Genomic DNA, 18277 nt, shown 5'->3' on the forward strand with positions numbered 1-18277 from the left:
GGCGGGCTTCCACCAAATCGGTTTGCACCGAATTCCGTGCCGCGCGTTTAACGCGTGCGACCGTCGGCGCGGGCTTTGGTGAGGAGGTCGCTGAGTTCTTTCACCTTTTCCGCTTGTTGGTCGGCCACGTTCTTCGTCTCGGCGAGGTCTTCGGCCAGGTTGAAAAGTTGCAGGCTGCCACCGGCGCCGGTGTCGCGCACTGGGCGGTCGTTGTCTTCGAGCGTCACTTTTTTCGGCGGTGCTTTTTGCGCGATGATGAGCTTCCACAGGCCCTGGCGCACGGCCATCGGGCCGCCTTGCTCGATAAGCACATCGCGGCCGGTTTTCGATTCGCCGAGCAGGGCGGGCATGACGTTGAAGCTATCCGGCGCGGCGTCGGCGGGGAGCGATTGATTCGTCAGCGCGGCGAAGGAAGCGAGGAAATCAACCTGGCAGACGAGCGCGTCGGAGACGCCCGGCTTCACGTGGCCCGGCCAGCGCACGATGAACGGTTCGCGCGTACCGCCTTCCCAAGCGGTGTACTTTCCGCCGCGCAAGGGGCCGGCCGGCTTGTGTCCATCGAGCTTTTCGACCGCCTGGTCCTTGTAGCCGTCGTCGATCACCGGGCCGTTGTCGCTGGAGAGAATCACGATGGTGTTATCCGCCAGCTTGAGCCTGTCGAGCGCGGCGAGCACCTGGCCGAAGGTATCGTCCACCTGGTCGATCACGTCGCCGCGTGGGCCGAGTGGCGTCTTCCCCGCAAAACGCGGATTTGGTACCCGCGGCACGTGGATGTCGTGCGCGGCGAAATAGAGGAAGAAAGGCTGGTCCTTGTGTTGCTCGATGAAGCCGATCGCTTTCTTCGCCAGCGTGTCGGCGAGGGTTTCGTCGTTCCAACGCGCGGCTTTGCCACCGGTCATCCAGCCAATGCGCGAGATGCCATTCACAATGGTCATGTCGTGGCCGTGGCTGTAGAGCATCTTGAGCAGTTCGGGGTTCTCCTTGCCGGTGGGTTCGTCGCCGATCTTGTGCTGGTAATTGACCTGGATGGGGTCTTTCGGGTCGAGATTCGCGACGCGGCCGTTCTCGAGGTAGACGCAGGGCACGCGATCCCCGGTGGCGGGCATGATGAACGAGTAATCGAACCCGATCTCCTTCGGACCGGGCTTGATGTCGCCGTTCCAATCAAGCCCCCCTTTGTCGCCGAGGCCAAGGTGCCACTTGCCGATCGCGCACGTGGCGTAGCCCGCCTTTTGCAACATGGACGGGAGCGTGGTGCGCTGGGGATCGATGATGAGCGCGGCGTCGCCGGGCAACACACCGGTGCCGGGTTTGCGCCAGGCATATTCGCCGGTGAGCAAGGCGTAGCGGGACGGGGTGCACGTCGCGGCGGCGGCGTGGCCATCGGTGAAGCGCAGGCCCTCGCGGGCAAGGCGGTCGATATGCGGCGTGTGCACGGTGGTCGCGCCGTAGCAGCCGACGTCGCCGTAACCGAGGTCGTCGGCGTAGAGGATGATGATATTGGGCTTGCCGGCGGCTTGCGCGAAGGAGGCGAGGCCGAGTGCGATGACGGAGAAGATGACAGGAGAAAACTTCATGAGGGGTGAACTTTGTATAACCGATTCACCTTCGGGATGTTGCCAAAAATTCGCCGAATCAATGAACCGCCGAGACGCGGAGTTGGCAGAAAGACGATGCATCTTCAACTCTCCGCACCTCTGCGCCTCCGCGGTGAACCACCCCGCCGACGATTAGCGAAGCGGCGCTCTTTCTTATTCCCAAGCCCGGCGCCTTCCGCTTGTTTTGGCGGCGTGTTTGCCCCCGAGTCCTCCCATCGCGCATGAGTCCGCTGGTCCTGCTGTTGATCGGCATCACCATCGTGGTCGGCGGCATCCTCACGCTGCGCTTGCATGCGTTCCTGGCCTTGGTGCTGGGGGCCTTCGCCGTGGCGTTGCTCACGCCGCAGCCGGCCTTGCAAACTTACGCGGCGACCCGCGTGAAAAAGACCGAGTGGTCCGCGGAAGTGGCGAAGAAGTTTCCCGACAAAGCGGCGACGGCGCGCGTGGCCGAGGAGTTTGGCCGCACTTGCGCGACCTTTGGCCTGCTAATCGCGATGGCTTCGATTCTCGGCGAGGCGATGCTGCATTCCGGTGGCGCGGAAGCGATCGCCACCGCCTTGCTCCGCGCCCTCGGGGCGGCGCGGGCGCACTGGGCGTTTTTCCTGACGTCATTTTTCCTGACGATCCCGGTCTTTTTTGAAACGACCTTTTACCTGCTCTCGCCGCTGACCAAGGCCGTGGCGCGCGAGACGAAAAAGAATTACCTGCTGCTGGTGATGTGCACGGTGGCGGGCGGAACGATCACGCATTCACTCGTGCCGCCGAGCGCGGGACCGCTCTTCGTCGCGCAGGAACTCGGCGTGCCCCTGCCCCAGATGATGGGCATGGGGTGCCTGATCGGCTTTGGCGCGGCGCTCTTCGGCTGTGCTTTCGCGATGTGGTCGAATCGCCGGCACACACTCGAAGTGCCTCCGGAAGATGCGGCGGCCGTGGAGAGCGCCTTGCACCGCACACTGCCGCCGCTGGCGCTGTCGCTCATCCCGGTCACGCTGCCCGTTTTCCTCATCGCGCTCTCCGCGTGGGTCAATTCGCCGAAGCCCGCGCCGGGCGTGTTCGCCGCCGTGGTCCGCGTCCTCGGCGAAAAGGAAATGGCGCTGACCCTCGGCGCGTGCTGCGCGCTGCTACTGCTCGCCTGGAAGCGCGATCGCGCGGCGACCAACAAGGCGGTGGGCCACGCCCTGACCGGTGGTGCGACGGTGCTGCTCATCATCTGCGCGGGCGGAGCGTTCGGCGGCGTGCTGCGGCAAACGGGCATCTCCGAAGTGCTCGGCTCGATGCTCGCAGGCATGCAAACCTTTGCGCTGCCCGCGCTGTTCCTCATCACCACGCTCGTCCGCACCGCGCAAGGCTCGGCGACGGTCGCAATGATCACCTCGGCGCCAATTGCGAAGGCCTTCATCGACAACGGCTCGGCACACGTGCATCCGGTGTATTTCGCGATCGCGATCGGCTGCGGCTCAAAGCCATTTCCGTGGATGAACGACGGTGGCTTCTGGATCATTTCGCGCCTGAGCGGGTTGCGCGAAGACCAAACCTTGCGCACTGTCTCGCCGATGATGTCCCTGCAAGGCGTGGCTGGTCTCGTGATTACGATGATCGTCTCCTGGCTGTGGCCGATGCGGTAATCGCGCCCGCCGGCCAACTTTCCAGAATCACCGGGGTTTCTTCGCGCCATGCTCCTTCTCCCGCTTCTTCGATTTGCTCTTGGTGTCCTCCTGCTCATCGGTTCGCTATCCGCCGGGATCGCGGCTGTTCCATTGGCGCAGGATTACACGGTCATCTATCACAATCCCGATCCGGAGTATTACGTCGAAGGGCCGGGACTGGTGCGCCTGGACGATGGGACATTCGTCGCCGTGGTGCCGGTCGTGCCGCGGGAACAGTGGAGCCAGGAGCGCCGCGCCGCGCACAGCGTCGTGCACATTTTCCGCAGCGGTGATGGCGGCAAAACGTGGCAGTCGCTGGCGGATTTGCCATACTACTCGGCCGCGCCGTGGGTGGATCGCGGCACGCTCTACCTCTTCGCGAACAAAGCCGGGGCGGGAAAAGCGCGCAACGAGAACCTCATTCTCCTCCGCAGCAGCGACGGCGGCAAGACGTGGTCGGAGCCGGTGACGCTTTTCAAGGGCAACTACTGGAACTGCCACACCGGCATGGTGCAGCGCGACCACCACATCTACTGGGCGATCGACGACATGAGCTACGGGATGAATCGCGGCCCACGCCTCGTCGCCGGCGATCTCTCGGGCGATCCGATGGATCCGCACGCGTGGCGCATTTCCGACGCCGTGACATTTCCCGGCGCGCCGGAGCAACTCTGGAATCCGAAATTTGCCGCACAGCCCAGCCAATATCTCGAGCCCAACTTGATCGACGTGAACGGCCGCCTGCGCGTGCTCGCGGCGGTAAAGATCAAGCGCCCGACGACCTCGAACCTCTGCGCGGTGCTCGATGCGGCCGACGATGGCACGAAGCTGGACCTGAAGTTTACCCAATACACGGGCATGCCCGGCGGGCATCTCAAGTTCTGTGTTCTCCGCGACGAACCCTCGAAGCTGTTTTGGGCCACGTCGAATCTCTCGGCGGACAACCAGGGCGCCTTCGATTTCGAGAAGCAGGCCATCGAGAGCGGCCATTTCAAGGCAGCGGCCAGCGACCGCCGTTTCCTCATGCTGTCCTACAGCGTGGATGCGATGAACTGGTTTCCGGCCGGCTGCGTCGCGCAGGCAGCGAAACTTTCGCAGTCGTTCATGTACGCGCGGCCGGTGGTGGACGGCGACGACCTGGCGATCATCGCGCGCTCCAGCGTCAACGCGCCGAACCAGCACGACGCGGACAATTGCACGTTTCATCGCGTCCGCGATTTCCGTCACCTGGCGTTGAATCTCTATCCCGAGCCCGAAACGAAATAGACGCTGCGAAGGTGAGCCTCGCCTTCGCGGACGGACGCGCTACATTCGGCGCACATACTCTATTACCATGACTGGCAACCCGACTCTCTCGCCGAAGACATTCACCGAAGCAGGCCGCGTCATGCCCGGCGAGGCCATGACCGTGCAGGGCACGGTGAACAAAACGGCGATCCTCCTGCTGCTCACCACCGTCGCCGCGGCCTACACGTGGCAGTTGTTTTGGAAGGGCGAGACAGCGTTCGCCAATTTGTGGCTCATGGGCGGCGCGATCGGCGGGCTCATCATGGCGATGATCACCATCTTCAAGAAGGAATGGGCCGGGGTGACCGCGCCGGTTTACGCGGTGTTCGAAGGGCTCTTCATCGGCGGCATTTCCTCACTGTTCGAAAAGCAGTTTCCCGGTATCGTGATCCAGGCGGTGATGCTCACTTTTGGAACGCTCGCGGCGCTGCTGGCGGCATATACCATGGGACTCATCCGGGCGAGTAGCGGCTTCCGGCGCGGCATCTTCGCGGCCACCGGCGGTATTGCCATCCTCTATCTCGTTTCAATGGTCCTCGGCCTCTTCCATATTCAGATTCCGCTGATCTTCGGTGCCGGTCCCGTCGGCATTCTTTTCAGCGTCGCGGTGGTCATCATCGCCGCGCTCAATCTCGTGATCGATTTTGATTTCATCGAGAGCGGCGCCCAGCAAGGCGCACCGAAGTATCTCGAGTGGTACGGCGCGTTTGGGCTGATGGTGACGCTGATCTGGCTCTACATGGAGATTCTGCGCCTGTTGTCGAAACTCAATCGACGCTGAGGCGCGGGAATCAGCACAGACAGGCGGGCGGCAGGGTAATGAGTTTGGCAGATAGTTGCACGTGGGGCGCAGGGCTGCGCCGATTCATGGAGCGTGATTACTATCATCTTCATCATCCTGATCCTTATGCTCATCGGCACCCTGCCCACCTGGCCGCACAGTTCACGATGGGGCTATGGGCCGAGTGGCGGCTTGGGCACGATCCTTGTGATCCTGCTCGTCCTCTATCTTCTGCACGTCATTTAGCCGCCTCTCGCGGGTCGCGGGCGCCGAATTGATTCGGCATTAGCCATTGTGCTTTCCGCAGGCTGGCGTAATGGGAGGATGTGGAAACCACCCCGGAAAGTGTATTAGCTGAAACCCGCACCGCCAAAGACTACTACCGGGATCATCGTGGGCGCGTGATGGTGGTCTGCGCGAAGGAAGGGCAGGCGCTGGAAAGCCGGCATTTCTTTACCGTGGAATCAGTCGGCACGCTGCCCAACGGTCTTCTCATCACCGGGCTCTTCGAGCACAATCGCCGCGAGCGGTTGCGCAGCGAAGGCATCCGCCTGGCGACGGACGGGGAAATTGCCTCGCGCAACGGCTGACAAAACGGGTCAGGGATGGGGCGCGGCTTTGACGCCGAGTTGATCGAAGAGGAAGGCGAAGACGTCGGACTGCTGGGCAATGCGCTCGGTGAGCGCGGTGCCCATGCCATGGCCGGAATCGCTGCTGAGGCGGACCAGAATCGGGAGTCCGGAGCTGGTGGCGGCCTGGAGACGGGCGGTCATCTTGCGTGAGTTGGCAGGGTTCACGCGACCATCGGTTTCACCAGCGAGGAAAAAGACGGCGGGATACTTCGTGCCGTCGACGACGTGGTGATATGGCGAATAGGCGTAGAGCGCCTGGAATTGCGCGGGATCTTTCACCGTGCCGAATTCGGTGACGTTGAAGGCGCCATTGGGGTCGAGCTCGACGCGCAGCATGTCGTAGATGCCCACGTGCGAGACGACGGCGCGAGCGAGGTCGGGATGCTGCGTGAGGAATGCGCCCATGAGCAGACCGCCATTGCTGCCGCCCTCCACGGCAAGTCGCGCGGGTTGGGTGTAGCCGCGCTCAATGAGATGCCGCGCGCAGGCTGCGAAATCGTCGAAGACATTCTGCTTGCGAGTGAGATTCCCCCCGGTGTGCCACTCCTCGCCGTACTCGCCGCCCCCGCGAATGTTGGCCACAGCCATGACACCGCCACGGTCGAACCAAATGCGATCGGTGTAGCTGAATTCGGGCCGCAGGCTGATGCCATAGCCGCCGTAGGCGGTGAGGAGCGTGGGGTTGGTGCCATCGAGCTTGATGCCTTTGCAGCGCAGGATATTGACGGGGACTTTCGTGCCGTCCTTGGAAACGGCAAACTCGCGCACCGCCTCGATGTCGCTGAAATCCACCGGAGAAGTCCTGGCCAGCGCGGTCTTGGTGATGGCCCCGCTCACGCCTGGCGCGGGATCGTACAAATACCACGCGCTCGGCTCGACGTAGCTCGTCTTCAGGAGAAGGATGCGGTCGTCATCGGGGCGATCTTCCAGCGGCAGGACGGCGTCCACACCGGAGTTGGCGGGGATGGGAAGCTCGACGCCATTTTGGCCCGCGAGATCGAAACGCCGCAGACGGGAGGGACCCCCGACCAGATCGGAGACGTAGAGCCACGAAGCGGTGAGTGCGAAATTCTCGATCACGGCATCGCTCTCGGGCACGACGATCTTCGCGTCTTTTAAGGTCGCGGCACCCTCCAGCGGCAGGCGCAGGATTTTTCCGCGAGGTGCCTCCTTCACCGAGCGCAGGTAGAGCGTCGCGTTGTCGCAAGCCACCGCCGCCTGCTTGATGCCATCTTCGAAATGAGTCACCTGGCGCCAGATCGCACGGTTGGCATCGCGTAGATCGCGCACATAATGGGCGAATTCGCCGCCGTCGCCATTCGCCACGGTCGCGAGCAGCCAGCGGCCGTCGCGCGAAGTCTCGAGCTCGATCTCCGCGATACGGGGAAAATCTTTTCCGATGGAATACTGGTCGGTGCTCTCCGGAGTGCCGAGCCGGTGCACGTAGAGCTGCTGATAGAAATTGAGATCGGCCTCGGGTTTTTCCCCGGCGCGCGGAAAGCGCGTGTAGTAAACCGACTTTCCATCGGGCGCCCACGCGACGTGGCCGCCGGCGGTGGGATACTGCACGTGCGGGATCTTATCGGGCAGCGCCTTGCCGGTCTCGGTGTCGTAGAAATAAAGCGCGCCATCTTCGCTGCCATTCTCCGAGAGGCTCACGGCCACGAACTTCCCGTCCGGAGAAGGCACGTACCAATCCATCGCCACCTGACCTTTCGGCTTGAGCTCGTTGGGATCGATCACGACTTTTTCCGAGGCCGGGTATCGCGTGAGGAAAAGCGACACTACAATCGACCGAAAGCTTTAGCCGAGGGTGGTGACTTTCTCGTCCATCGCCCGGCGCAACGCCACGCCAAGACGGCGGGCCGAGCGTAGGGTGGGGGTGATGATTTCCAAACCATCGCCCGACACAACGAATCGACCACGGCGCTCGCTGACTTTCACGCGCTCTTTAATAGGGTTTCCGATTTTCATGACACTCCTGAATCGGCTCTCCGTCAGGGAGTGGCCCCACGGCATTGCCCGGGATCGGCTCCGTGTGTGTTACAGCCGCTAGGCCAGCGCGGCCTTCAAAACGCCCATGGTTTCCCGCTGGCGTTGATGGACGAATTCCAGCGCCTTCGCGGCTTTGGCCTTGGCGGCGGCGGGATCCTTGGCCATGGCCACGACAGTGGGCACGAGGCGCGCGACTTCCTCTGGCACGTCCATGTCGAAGAGCCAGTCGCCGAGCCCGATGTCGCGCCACATGAGGCCCTTGAAGGTCTGGTCGACGAAGCGGCAGACGATGGCGGGAATGCCGTTGCCGATGCACATGATCGGGCTGTGCATTTCCAGGCCGAAGAGACCGGCGGAGCGGACGTAGGTGCTCAGCGCTTCATCGGTGAGCCAGTAATCCTTGCGCCAGACGACGCGCGATTTCACGTCCTCGGGCAATGGATCCACAAGCATGACCTTGCCGATTTCCATCTGGCTTTGGTCCTCGGGACAGACGAGCACTTTCATGCTGGTTTCGCGCACCACGGCCGCGATGGCGGCCCGCAGCGGAGCGTGGTCGTGCTCCTTCATCTCCTCGTTGCGTTTGTTTTTGACCTCGTCCTCGGGCTTCATCGGCTTCCCGTGGATTTTCCAGTAGGGCGTGAAGCGGAGTCGGGGAATGACGCAGATAAATTTTCCTTCCTCGAGTCCATTGGCGCTGAGGAAGGCGGTGGCGGCAGCGTCGTTTCGCAAGTCCACGGCGAAGGCGCCATCCGGCCCGTACTCCATGATCGGGCACTTGAGGCCTTCCTGCTTGGCCCACTCGAGGGAATGGCCATCGCGGAAATAGGTGAAGCGGGCACCATCGATGAGCTTGCGGCTCTCGGGGCTGGGCACGGTGGTGAGGCTAATGCCGTAGATGCCATACGGCTTGCCCGTTTCGGCAACCCACTGACCGAGGTGCTTCTGCGCGACGAAGCCGGAGCCCGAGCCGTGCAGGAAAAAATCGCACTCCGTGAAGGCGGTCTTAATTTCCTCCGGCGCCTTGACGACGATGAGCTTGGGGAAACGGCGGCGCAGCAATTCCTCGACGCCGTCGCCGATATTACTGGGCCAGAGGCGCACTTCCGCGTCGGGCAGGTATTGCTCGAGCAGGTGCAGGATGCCGGGCGTGTGGCCGATGTCGCCGATGTTCACCGTCTGCCAACCGGAGCGGAGGAGGATGCGCGCGGGGCGTTTGTCCGCGGCGTGGACGGAGGCGCGAAGGGCGGCGACGAAACTGAGCTGGAGGAAATGACGGCGATTCATAAGGGGGAGCGAGTATGGGCGATGAATAAATGCGATGCTACGCTCGATAGCGGGGCATCTCGGACCATTCGTCCGTCGACCCGACACGGGGGTCGTAGCTCGGATCATCCGAGCCGACGATTTGTCCGCGGCGATTCACCCAGTAAAAACGGTACTGCGTGGAAAGCTCGATGGGGCGTCCGTTGTCGTAGGGATTCGTGTAGGTGTGCACCGCGCCGAGGTTTTCGCGGAATTCAAAATTGCGCCGCTCGTCCGAGGCCCAGCGATCATTCGTCACCTGCTGCCATTGGTCCTGGGTGTAGTCGTTCACCGCGCGGAAATGCTGGCCGAGCTCGACGGAGTTGCGAAGATTATCCGCGGCGACCTGACCGGCCATGAAAGTCTGTGAACCCGCCGGGCCCACCTCGGTGGCGAGTTGCGGCAGCCATCCGCTGAATTGCGGCCACGCTTCGGCGCGCGCGCCCGCGAGAGTCATCGAGGCATTGCACTGCCCGTAGCCGAGCGTGACGTTGCTCAAAGCCACGCCGTGACAGGGGATGCCGTTGACCGTGTAGGTGATTTCAAACATGCCGGCGCTCGTGCCCCCCGGCGGCGGCTGCATCGGGCGGCCATTGAGAAAACCGGTGACCTGCATTTGCTGCATGTGCATCGCGTAGTGGACGAACTGATCCGGGGAGAAGGCTTGCATCATGCCTACGAGACCCACGGTCATGATGGCTGCACGCTGGTCCGGCGAAGTGAGACACAGCATGTTGGAGTTCTCCTGCACCTGCCAGCCCGCCGGCAGGGCGAAGCGGAAGAAGCGCCCGGCAGTTCGTTGAATAGCGCCCGGTCCTCCAGCCTGGCCGGGATAGGGCATGGACACGGGCATCGGTTGCGGCGGCTGTTGCGGATTCCCGGGACCGAACGGCGGCGGACCATGAAACGGAAAGTTCATGAGGACTTGAAATACGCGTTCCGGCGCTGTTTGGAAAGCCGCCGATTACCTGGCCTGGACGCGCCTTCGATATTCGGAGACGTCGACCATGCGAAGCTGAACCAAAGCCCGCTTGGTGTCAGCGCTGAATTGCGCCACGCTCCCGCCCCGCCTATAAACACCTCCCTTTCCTCATGACCACCCGCCGCACTCCCGAACAACTCCGCAGCTTCCGCTGGTTTGGCCCGAATGATTTGCGCACCTTCGGCCAGCGTTCGCGTTTAAAGCAGATGGGGCTGGGGCCGGAGGATTGGGTGGGCAAGCCGGTGGTCGCGATCCTCAATACCTGGAGCGAGATCAATCCCTGCCATCTGCACTTCAAGATCCTGGCGGAAAACGTGAAGAAGGGCGTGCTCCAGGCGGGCGGTATGCCGATCGAAATTCCCGTGCTGTCGCTGGCGGAGAATTTCATGAAGCCGACGACGATGCTCTATCGCAACCTGCTCGCGATGGAGACGGAGGAGGTATTGCGCAGCCATCCCATCGATAGCGCGGTGCTGCTCGGCGCGTGCGACAAGACGACGCCGGCGCTGATCATGGGCGCGCTCTCGGCCGCGCTGCCGTTCCTCTTCGTGCCCGGCGGGCCGATGTTGCGCGGGCAATGGCGCGACCAGACGCTCGGCTCGGGCACGGACGCGTGGAAGTATTGGGCAGAGTTGCGCGCGGGGAAAATCACCCAGGAGGATTGGTGCGAAATCGAGGACGGCATCGCGCGTTCGCACGGCCATTGCATGACGATGGGCACGGCCAGCACGATGACGGCGATCACCGAGACACTCGGGCTCACGCTGCCGGGCGCGTCCTCCATTCCCGCGAGCGATGCGCGGCACTGGCGCATGGCGGCGGAGACGGGACGACAGGCGGTGGAGAACGCGTGGACCGACCTGAATCCTTCGCTCTTCCTCGGGAAGTCCGCTTTTCGCAATGCCATCGTCGCCGACATGGCGGTGGGCGGCTCGACGAATGCCATCGTCCACCTCATTGCGATGGCAGGCCGCGCGGGGGTGAAGCTGCCGCTGGAGGATTTCGACACGATCTCGCGCACGACGCCGCGCCTGGCCGACCTGCGGCCCGCGGGACGTTTCCTGATGGAAGATTTCTATTTCGCCGGCGGCCTCCCCGCGACACTGGCACAGGTGGTCGATTTGCTCGATGGCGATTGCCTCACGGTGAATGGCAAGACGCTGCGCGAGAATGTGGCCGACGCGAAGATCTGGAACGCCGAGGTCATTCGCTCGCGCGAAAACCCGCTCTCCCCGGAAGGCGGCACCGCGGTGCTGCACGGCAATCTTTGCCCGGACGGCGCGGTCATCAAGCACAGCGCGATGGAGCCGCGTTTTCTACAGCATCGCGGCCCGGCCGTGGTCTTTAAAAACTATCCCGACCTCGCCAAGCGGCTCGACGATCCCACCCTGCCGATCACCGCGGACAGCGTGATGGTCTTGCAAGGCGCTGGTCCGATCGGCGCGCCGGGCATGCCGGAGTGGGGCATGCTGCCGCTGCCGAAGCGCCTGCTCGAAGCTGGAGTGCGCGACCTGTTGCGCCTCTCGGATGCGCGCATGAGCGGCACGAGTTACGGGGCGTGCATTCTGCACGTCGCGCCGGAAGCAGCGGTCGGCGGCCCGCTCGCGCTGGTGCAGGATGGAGACATCATCGCGCTCGATGTACCCGCGCGCACGCTCACGCTCGAAGTCTCCGACGACGAACTCGCCCGCCGCCGCGCGGAATGGAAACCCGCGCCGCGGCATTACGAACGCGGTTACGGCGCGCTCTTCCTCAATGAGGTCACGCAGGCCAATGAAGGCTGCGACTTTCGCTTTCTCCACGCGAACGGCCAGCCCACGCCAGAGCCGGCGATTCACTAGCACGCGTCACGCGCTGACAGTTTTGCGGGCACCTTGTGAAATTTTCCGCAATGGAGCCAATAGAGCCAATGGAGCGATGCACATTTTTCTTCGAGTCATGCGACACTTCTGTGCATGAATACCGACGAATTTAGAGCGGCTGCCAAAAATAGCTGCCGGAGCACGGGCCCAGAGGGCCCCTGGAGATTAGCCGGTCGGCGTCCGCCACCGGAAACGATTTTCCATCAGTATCTGCCCCGGCGGGGCAACGGAACTCTGCCGCCCCGCTGGGGCGAAGCCGTGGCGGTTTCTGTTCCGGTGGCTGACGCCGACCGGCTAATTTCCGTAACGCCTCCGGCGTCCAAACGATTCCGATCCGGCAATGACTTTTGGCACCGCTCTCACTCCGCCCGCCATGGCAAGATCGCCCACTTTCCAACGGCCATCCGACAGAAACCCGATGCACGTCTCGCCGCCGGCGAACGCAGCCAGCGCCTCGCGCAATGGCTCAATGCCCCGCCAAAGCAGCCCAAGTCAGGAAAAGCGGGTGCCAATCAAGCCGACTTAAGGTAAATCAAGGTGATCAAGGTCCGAAAAATTTGGCGGCATGGCCGGGAAACCCGCGCCCCAGCCGAGGTAAATCAAGGTGTCCGGAGCGAAGAAAGCAAAACCGATTTAAGGTGCCTTAAGCCCAGTTAAGGTGATTTAAGGTGCGAGTTTTTTTCCAAGGGGGCCGTGAGCGCGAACTAACCCCGAAACCGCTCTAATCCCCGGTAATCGGATCCTCGAGGATCAGGTCCGCAAGGGCCTCGAAATCGACCGGCTTGGCGAAGTGGTAATTGAAGCCGGCCTCGCGCGAGCGAATCCGGTCCCCTTCCTGCGCGTAACCTGAGATGGCGACGATCGGCGTGCGGGCGAAGCCCCCGGCGCGCAGTCGGCGGGCCACTTCGTAGCCGTCGAGACCGGGCAGGCCGATGTCGAGCAGCAGGAAATCGGGCTGAAACTCCTGCGCGATTTTCAACGCGGCGACGCCATCGAAAGCGGTCGCCACCTCGTGCCCCCGCAAACTCAGCAGCCGTGCGAGCGAGACCACGGTGTCCTGGTTGTCGTCCACGAGTAGGATGCGCCGCTGGCGGCCGGTGGATTCGCGATGGGCAGGTGATTGGGGAAGCACGGTCGACTCAGGGACAGAGATGGTGGGCATACGAACGGTAAATGTGGAGCCCCGTCCAACTCCTTCGCTCGATGCAAAAATCGTGCCTCCGTGCAGTTCGACGAGCTGGCGGCAAAGATTGAGCCCGATGCCAAGGCCACCGGTGGCGCGATCGAGCGAACGATCGCCCTGCGCGAAGAGCTCGAAGATATGCGGCAACATCCGCGGGGTGATGCCGATGCCGGTGTCGCTCACGATGATCACGGCTTCGTGGCCTTCCTGCCTTGCATCGATGTGCAGCTCGCCTCCCTTGCGCGTGTACTTGATCGCGTTGGTCAGCAGGTTGGTGATGATCTGCTCGAGCCGCGTCGGGTCGGCATTCACGAAAATCCGGGCGTCACTGTCGAGCGCAAGCGAGAGCTCGTGCCGGCGCTCATCGAGAAAGGGGCGTGCCGCCTCGACCGCGCGAAGGATTGCTTCGCTGACGTCGACGGGATGCTTGCGCAGGTCGATCTTGCCCGCCGTGATGCGGGCGACGTCGAGCAGATCGTCCACGAGGCGGCTCAAATTGCCCGTCTGACGCTCGATGACACTGCGCGCCAATTCGGTCGCGCCGTGATCGTCGCCGGCCACGCTCCACAAGCGCACGGCGTTGGCGATGGCGGAAAGCGGATTGCGCAGTTCATGCCCGAGCATGGCGAGGAATTCGTCCTTGCGCCGGTCGGCATTCCGCAAGGCCTCCTCCGCCTGGTCGCGTTCCGCGCGCCGGGTGCGAATGGCGGTGGTCATCTCGTTGAAGTTGGCCGAGAGGGTGCCGAATTCGTCGGTGGATTTAATCGGGACCGCCGTTTCATAGTCGCCCTCGGTGATGCGCGAGGCCGCCTGCGTGAGCTCGCGTAGCGGCCGGGTAAAGCGCCGCGCGAGGACATACGCCGCGACGAGGCCCATCGCCATGATGACGATCCCCGCCAGCACTTCGAGCTGCACCACCCGCAGGATCGGCAGATAGGCTTCCTTGGCATCCATTTTCACCACCAATCCCCACCCGCCATAGCCGATCGGCTGCCCCGCCGCGACCACTGGCACTCCGCGATAGTCGGGAACTTTCATCAGTACTTCGCGACCTTCCGCGGCCGCCTTCAGCGCGGGGGCGGCATCCACGGGCACTGCACTGACCTTGGGGCTGTTGCGCGGTGGAAATAGGAACCGGATTTGCGGGCCTTCGCGCAGTCCCAGGATGGCGTCGCCGGTTTCGCCGAGTCCCGTGGGATCGCGCAGAGCCTTGGCCAATTCCGAGATGTCGTTCATGACCAGCAGCACACCGTAGACACGGTGGGGCGCGGTGCGTGCCCGGACGGGGGCGGAGATCATCGCCACATAACGACCCTTGTCGCGCTGCGGCATACCGAAATAGGTATCCGACAACCCCGCCTTGAACGAGGCGTAGCTGGTCACATCGCGACCGACCATCGCCGGGCTGGTGGAGAGCACCACGCGCCCCGAACTGTCGGCGAGGGAAACGCCGATGACGGGTTTGACCAACATGCGATCGAGGGTCTGCTGCGAGCCTTCGCGATTTTCCCGGGAAGCCTCCCCGTTGGCCAGCTCATACAAAAAACCGCGCAACTCGCCGCGGTCGGTATTGAGTTCGGACCGCTGTCGCAACTGCACCACCTGGGCCTTCACCATGTCGCGCCGGCTCGACGCCACGGAGATCAGGTGGTTGTCCACCGTTTTGCGCAGTACATTCTGCCAGAAGATACCGTTGGCCACGACCATCACGGCCACCAGGAAAGCCAGCGTCACACCGACGAGGAGCGTGAGCTTGAAAACGAGCGGGATGCGGCGATGCCAGGGGCGGGGCGGGATGGGATGCGGCTCCAGCACGGTCGCCGCCGGGGCGTCATCGAGCGCGGCGAGCGATGGCTCGGCGGCAGGATGATTGGCTATCGAATCGCTCATGTGGAGATCGGTCGGCGGTGGATCAGGCGTTCGATCCTAGTGCGAAGCGCACCCAGCGGCAACCGTGCGTTGCATCCCCGCGACAGCCACGTTTATTTCCCCGCTGTCGCTGGAAGGCGAGAGTTCCCGCTTGCCGGAAGGCGCGGGAAAGGGTGGAACATTGCGCAGCAACCTCCGATGAAGACGACGCCCATTTCCCCAGCCGACCTCCAAGCCTCCGTCATTTCCGTGCCGCCGCTCTGCCGCGACGCGCAGCTCCGGCCGCATGCCGCCGAGAACGCCAGGCTCATCAAGCACATCGAGTCCGGTGGGGTGACGACGCTCCTCTACGGCGGCAACGCGAACTTCTACAACATCGCCCTCAGCGAATTCGAAGCCGTGCTCGACCAGCTCGAAGCCGCGGCGGGCCCCGACACGCTCATCGTCCCCGCCTTCGGCCCCTACTTCGGCACGGCCATGGACCAAGCGGCGATCCTCGCGAAGAAGAAGTTCCCCACGGCGATGCTGCTGCCCACGGTCGCGGTGAGTTCGCCGAAGGGCGTGCAGGCCGCGGTGATGAAGCTCGTGGAGAAGTACGGCAAGCCGATCGTCCTCTACATCAAGGACCAGGGCTACGTGACGCTCGACGTGGTGAAGGCGCTCGTCGCCGCCGGCGCGATCTCGTGGATCAAGTATGCCGTCGTCCGCGCCGATCCCGCGCAGGATGATCTCCTCGCCGGTCTCGTGAAGACGGTCGATCCAAAGCTCATCGTCAGCGGCATCGGCGAACAGCCGGCCATCGTCCATTGGCAGAAGTTCGGCATCCACTCTTTCACCAGCGGCTGCGTGTGCGTGGCGCCGCGGCGTTCGCAGGAGATGCTCAACGCCCTGCGCGCGGGCGATACGGCGAAGGCCGACGCCATCCGCGAGCGCTTCAACTCCCTCGAGACCCTGCGCAATACCTACGGCCCCATCCCCGTCCTGCATCATGCGGTGTCCCTCGCCGGCATCGCCGAGACCGGGCCTGCCTTGCCCCTCATCGCCGACCTCGGGGACGACGTGCTCGACGAGGTCCTGCCGGCTGCCCAAGGGTTGCTGGCTTGGAACAAAGCGTGATTTAGCCCCCTGAATAGCAAGAAATTGGCAATGGAGCCAATGGAGCCAATGGGCCCCACTGAGCCAATGCAGCCAATAGGGCCAATGGAGCCACTAATGCGCTCGCCCCGCCGCTATCGCTTGCGTTCGTAACGGGTCAGCGCCTTGCTCACTCGCTCCCGCGCTCCCGCGCGCCCGCTGCCCCGTCGCGAGCGCGCTATCCCTGGCGCGCCTGCAGTAGAGCGGCTGGGTCAGACGTCGGCCATCCACCCGCGCCCATCTACAAATCGAACGGCTTTCCCAGCTTCTCCGCGGCGTTCAGGATCGCGTCGAAATCGTTCACAAATTGCCGGTATTCCGCCGGCTGTTCGTCAAACAGCTTCTGCCTCTCCTCTTCCGTTTCCCTCCAAGTCATACCGCCCGCCGTCCCAATTGCCTTCGGATTACGCCGATAAGTCGCGTGCCACGACCGCAACACGAACCGCCGGCCATGGCTCTCAAAGGCGATGACGACCGCCGGGTGGTCCGGCCCATGATAGCTCACCTCCCGTCCCGCGTAGCGCTCTCCGTGCTCCGTCCACAGCTTCTCGAGGAGATCTTTCATCGCGGGGGAATCATCGTGCAAATCGCAGAACGTCCGGCGGTATTTCTCCAGGCCCGCGCCGACCGGATCGCGGTTGATCACCAGGCGCATTCCCGCCGCCACCGGTGCCTTTCCCTTCTTCGCCTCACCCGCCGGCAACGCTACGCCGGCCACGTGAAAACAACCCACGTAAGGATCCGGTTCCGTCCACGGCACGCTGTAGCGCTTCCCGGTCCGCACACATTTCGAGATGCCAAATGTTTCTCCATCCTCGCCCGTCTGGAGCAGATAGTAGTTGCCGCTCTGCGACCGCAAAAGCTGCTTCTTCACCGGATTCCACGGTATGCCATCCAGGGGCTGCGCCGCCTTCAGTCCGGTAACGAGCGCCTGCTCCTTCCCCGACAAGGCATGAAACCCCATCGCGACCAGATTCTGATCGCTGCTCTGATTCTTGCCGACCGGCCGCACCTCGCTGATCTGCGTGATGGCATCGGACTCCGCAAACTGCGCGGGCCATAGCTCTTCGTGAAAACCGCCGAGCACGAGCATGAGGATCAGCACCCGGCAGGCGGCTCTCCAAAAAGGTTTCCTCTCGACCCTCAACGGTAAATCAAGCTCGGCCATCACTGACCATTACAGGTCGCGTTTCCTCGGTCGTCAACTTTGGTTGGGCGGCGGCTCGCGGTAAGGCGCTGTGCGGCTGTGCGGCTGCGAAGCTGCGAGGTATCGGAAGGAGGAGGGTGGCGGCGGGCTGGCCAGCAGCGGAGCGTCCCCAAAAAGGCCGTCATGCTGAGCTTGCGAGTCTCGCAAAGCCTCGGCTCGCAAGCTCAGCATGACAGTTGGTTTTGGGGCGCTCCGCTACTGGACGGCGCGGCGCGCCGTCCCCCACCCATCCCCTACCGGCCCCACCCCTAAAAATCCCCCTATTGTTCCCCGCCCCGGCGTGTTCTCTTATGGACTGCCCGTCCGCCCGAAGAACATGCCTCGCCTGCACCTTCCCAGCTTCCTCCCCGCCCTGGCCTTCGCGGCCTTCGCGGCCTTCGCGTGGCCGTGCGGCGCCCTGGCGCTGACCGCGGATGAGCAGAAGCAGTCGGCGGCTGTTCCTGCGGCGAAGGGGGCGGCTCAGGCTCCGGCAGACGACGTCCTCTTCCGCCGCGAGGTGATGGCGGTGATTTCCAAGGCGGGCTGCAATGCCGGCGGATGCCACGGCAATGCCACGGGCAAGGGTGGGTTCAAGCTTTCGCTGCGCGGACAGGACCCGGATCTCGATTGGCAGGCGCTGACCCGCGACCAGGCGGGGCGGCGGGTGAACCTCATTCAGCCGGAAAACAGCCTCATCCTGCTCAAGGCGACGGCTTCGCTGGCCCATGAGGGCGGGCAGCGGTTTCCTATCGATTCCCCGGAATACGCCATCCTGCTCCGCTGGTTGCGCGGGGGCGCGCCGGATTCCGGGATCAAG

General features: G+C 63.5%; 14 protein-coding genes and 1 pseudogene. 8 read left to right on the forward strand and 7 right to left on the reverse strand.

Annotated features, from left to right (window positions below; all coding sequences use genetic code 11):
* Window positions 1-47: 47 nt before the first annotated feature.
* Window positions 48-1577, reverse strand: coding sequence for an arylsulfatase (locus tag ABJF10_RS03780; protein ID WP_348543186.1), 1530 nt, complete (start codon window positions 1575-1577; stop codon window positions 48-50).
* Window positions 1578-1819: 242 nt separating this feature from the next.
* Between ABJF10_RS03780 and ABJF10_RS03785 the strand changes: the two genes are divergently transcribed.
* From ABJF10_RS03785 to ABJF10_RS03805, 5 genes are all read left to right on the forward strand, one after another.
* Entirely contained in the window at window positions 1820-3223 is a 1404-nt protein-coding gene (locus tag ABJF10_RS03785) for a GntP family permease (RefSeq protein ID WP_348543187.1), read from the forward strand.
* Window positions 3224-3271: 48 nt separating this feature from the next.
* Window positions 3272-4510 (forward strand): sialidase family protein, encoded by a 1239-nt coding sequence (locus ABJF10_RS03790; RefSeq protein ID WP_348543188.1) that lies wholly within the window; start codon window positions 3272-3274, stop codon window positions 4508-4510.
* A gap of 67 nt (window positions 4511-4577) precedes the next feature.
* Window positions 4578-5312 (forward strand): Bax inhibitor-1/YccA family protein, encoded by a 735-nt coding sequence (locus ABJF10_RS03795; RefSeq protein WP_348543189.1) that lies wholly within the window; start codon window positions 4578-4580, stop codon window positions 5310-5312.
* 93 nt (window positions 5313-5405) lie between these two features.
* Window positions 5406-5558, forward strand: coding sequence for a DUF3309 family protein (locus ABJF10_RS03800; RefSeq protein WP_348543190.1), 153 nt, complete (start codon window positions 5406-5408; stop codon window positions 5556-5558).
* A gap of 80 nt (window positions 5559-5638) precedes the next feature.
* Window positions 5639-5902, forward strand: coding sequence for a hypothetical protein (locus tag ABJF10_RS03805; RefSeq protein WP_348543191.1), 264 nt, complete (start codon window positions 5639-5641; stop codon window positions 5900-5902).
* 9 nt (window positions 5903-5911) lie between these two features.
* On the opposite strand, the gene ABJF10_RS03810 is transcribed toward ABJF10_RS03805, so the two are convergent.
* From ABJF10_RS03810 to ABJF10_RS03825, 4 genes are all read right to left on the reverse strand, one after another.
* A complete protein-coding gene (locus ABJF10_RS03810; protein ID WP_348543192.1) occupies window positions 5912-7729 on the reverse strand; it encodes a prolyl oligopeptidase family serine peptidase in 1818 nt (605 codons plus the stop codon).
* Between the two features lie 18 nt (window positions 7730-7747).
* Entirely contained in the window at window positions 7748-7918 is a 171-nt protein-coding gene (locus ABJF10_RS03815; protein ID WP_348543193.1) for a hypothetical protein, read from the reverse strand.
* A 78-nt stretch (window positions 7919-7996) separates the two neighbouring features.
* A complete protein-coding gene (locus tag ABJF10_RS03820) occupies window positions 7997-9226 on the reverse strand; it encodes a polysaccharide pyruvyl transferase family protein (RefSeq protein ID WP_348543194.1) in 1230 nt (409 codons plus the stop codon).
* A 37-nt stretch (window positions 9227-9263) separates the two neighbouring features.
* On the reverse strand, window positions 9264-10163 hold the full coding sequence (locus ABJF10_RS03825) for a hypothetical protein (protein ID WP_348543195.1): 900 nt from the start codon (window positions 10161-10163) through the stop codon (window positions 9264-9266).
* A gap of 173 nt (window positions 10164-10336) precedes the next feature.
* Between ABJF10_RS03825 and araD the strand changes: the two genes are divergently transcribed.
* Window positions 10337-12067, forward strand: coding sequence for an L-arabinonate dehydratase (gene araD / locus ABJF10_RS03830; protein ID WP_348543196.1), 1731 nt, complete (start codon window positions 10337-10339; stop codon window positions 12065-12067).
* Between the two features lie 742 nt (window positions 12068-12809).
* On the opposite strand, the gene ABJF10_RS03835 is transcribed toward araD, so the two are convergent.
* Complete coding sequence (locus ABJF10_RS03835; protein WP_348543197.1) at window positions 12810-15161, reverse strand: ATP-binding protein; 2352 nt, start codon at window positions 15159-15161, stop codon at window positions 12810-12812.
* Window positions 15162-15338: 177 nt separating this feature from the next.
* Here ABJF10_RS03835 and ABJF10_RS03840 point away from each other — a divergent pair, with 177 nt between their 5' ends.
* Window positions 15339-16256, forward strand: a complete 918-nt coding sequence (locus tag ABJF10_RS03840) for a dihydrodipicolinate synthase family protein (RefSeq protein WP_348543198.1) — start codon at window positions 15339-15341, stop codon at window positions 16254-16256.
* A gap of 259 nt (window positions 16257-16515) precedes the next feature.
* Here ABJF10_RS03840 and ABJF10_RS03845 read toward each other — a convergent pair whose 3' ends face one another.
* Window positions 16516-17442 (reverse strand): hypothetical protein, encoded by a 927-nt coding sequence (locus ABJF10_RS03845; protein ID WP_348543199.1) that lies wholly within the window; start codon window positions 17440-17442, stop codon window positions 16516-16518.
* Between the two features lie 355 nt (window positions 17443-17797).
* On the opposite strand from ABJF10_RS03845, the pseudogene ABJF10_RS03850 reads away from it, so the two are divergent.
* Window positions 17798-18277, forward strand: a pseudogene (locus ABJF10_RS03850) (hypothetical protein); the annotation flags it as partial.

This window comes from Chthoniobacter sp., from assembly GCF_040003245.1.
Classification (GTDB): domain Bacteria; phylum Verrucomicrobiota; class Verrucomicrobiia; order Chthoniobacterales; family Chthoniobacteraceae; genus Chthoniobacter.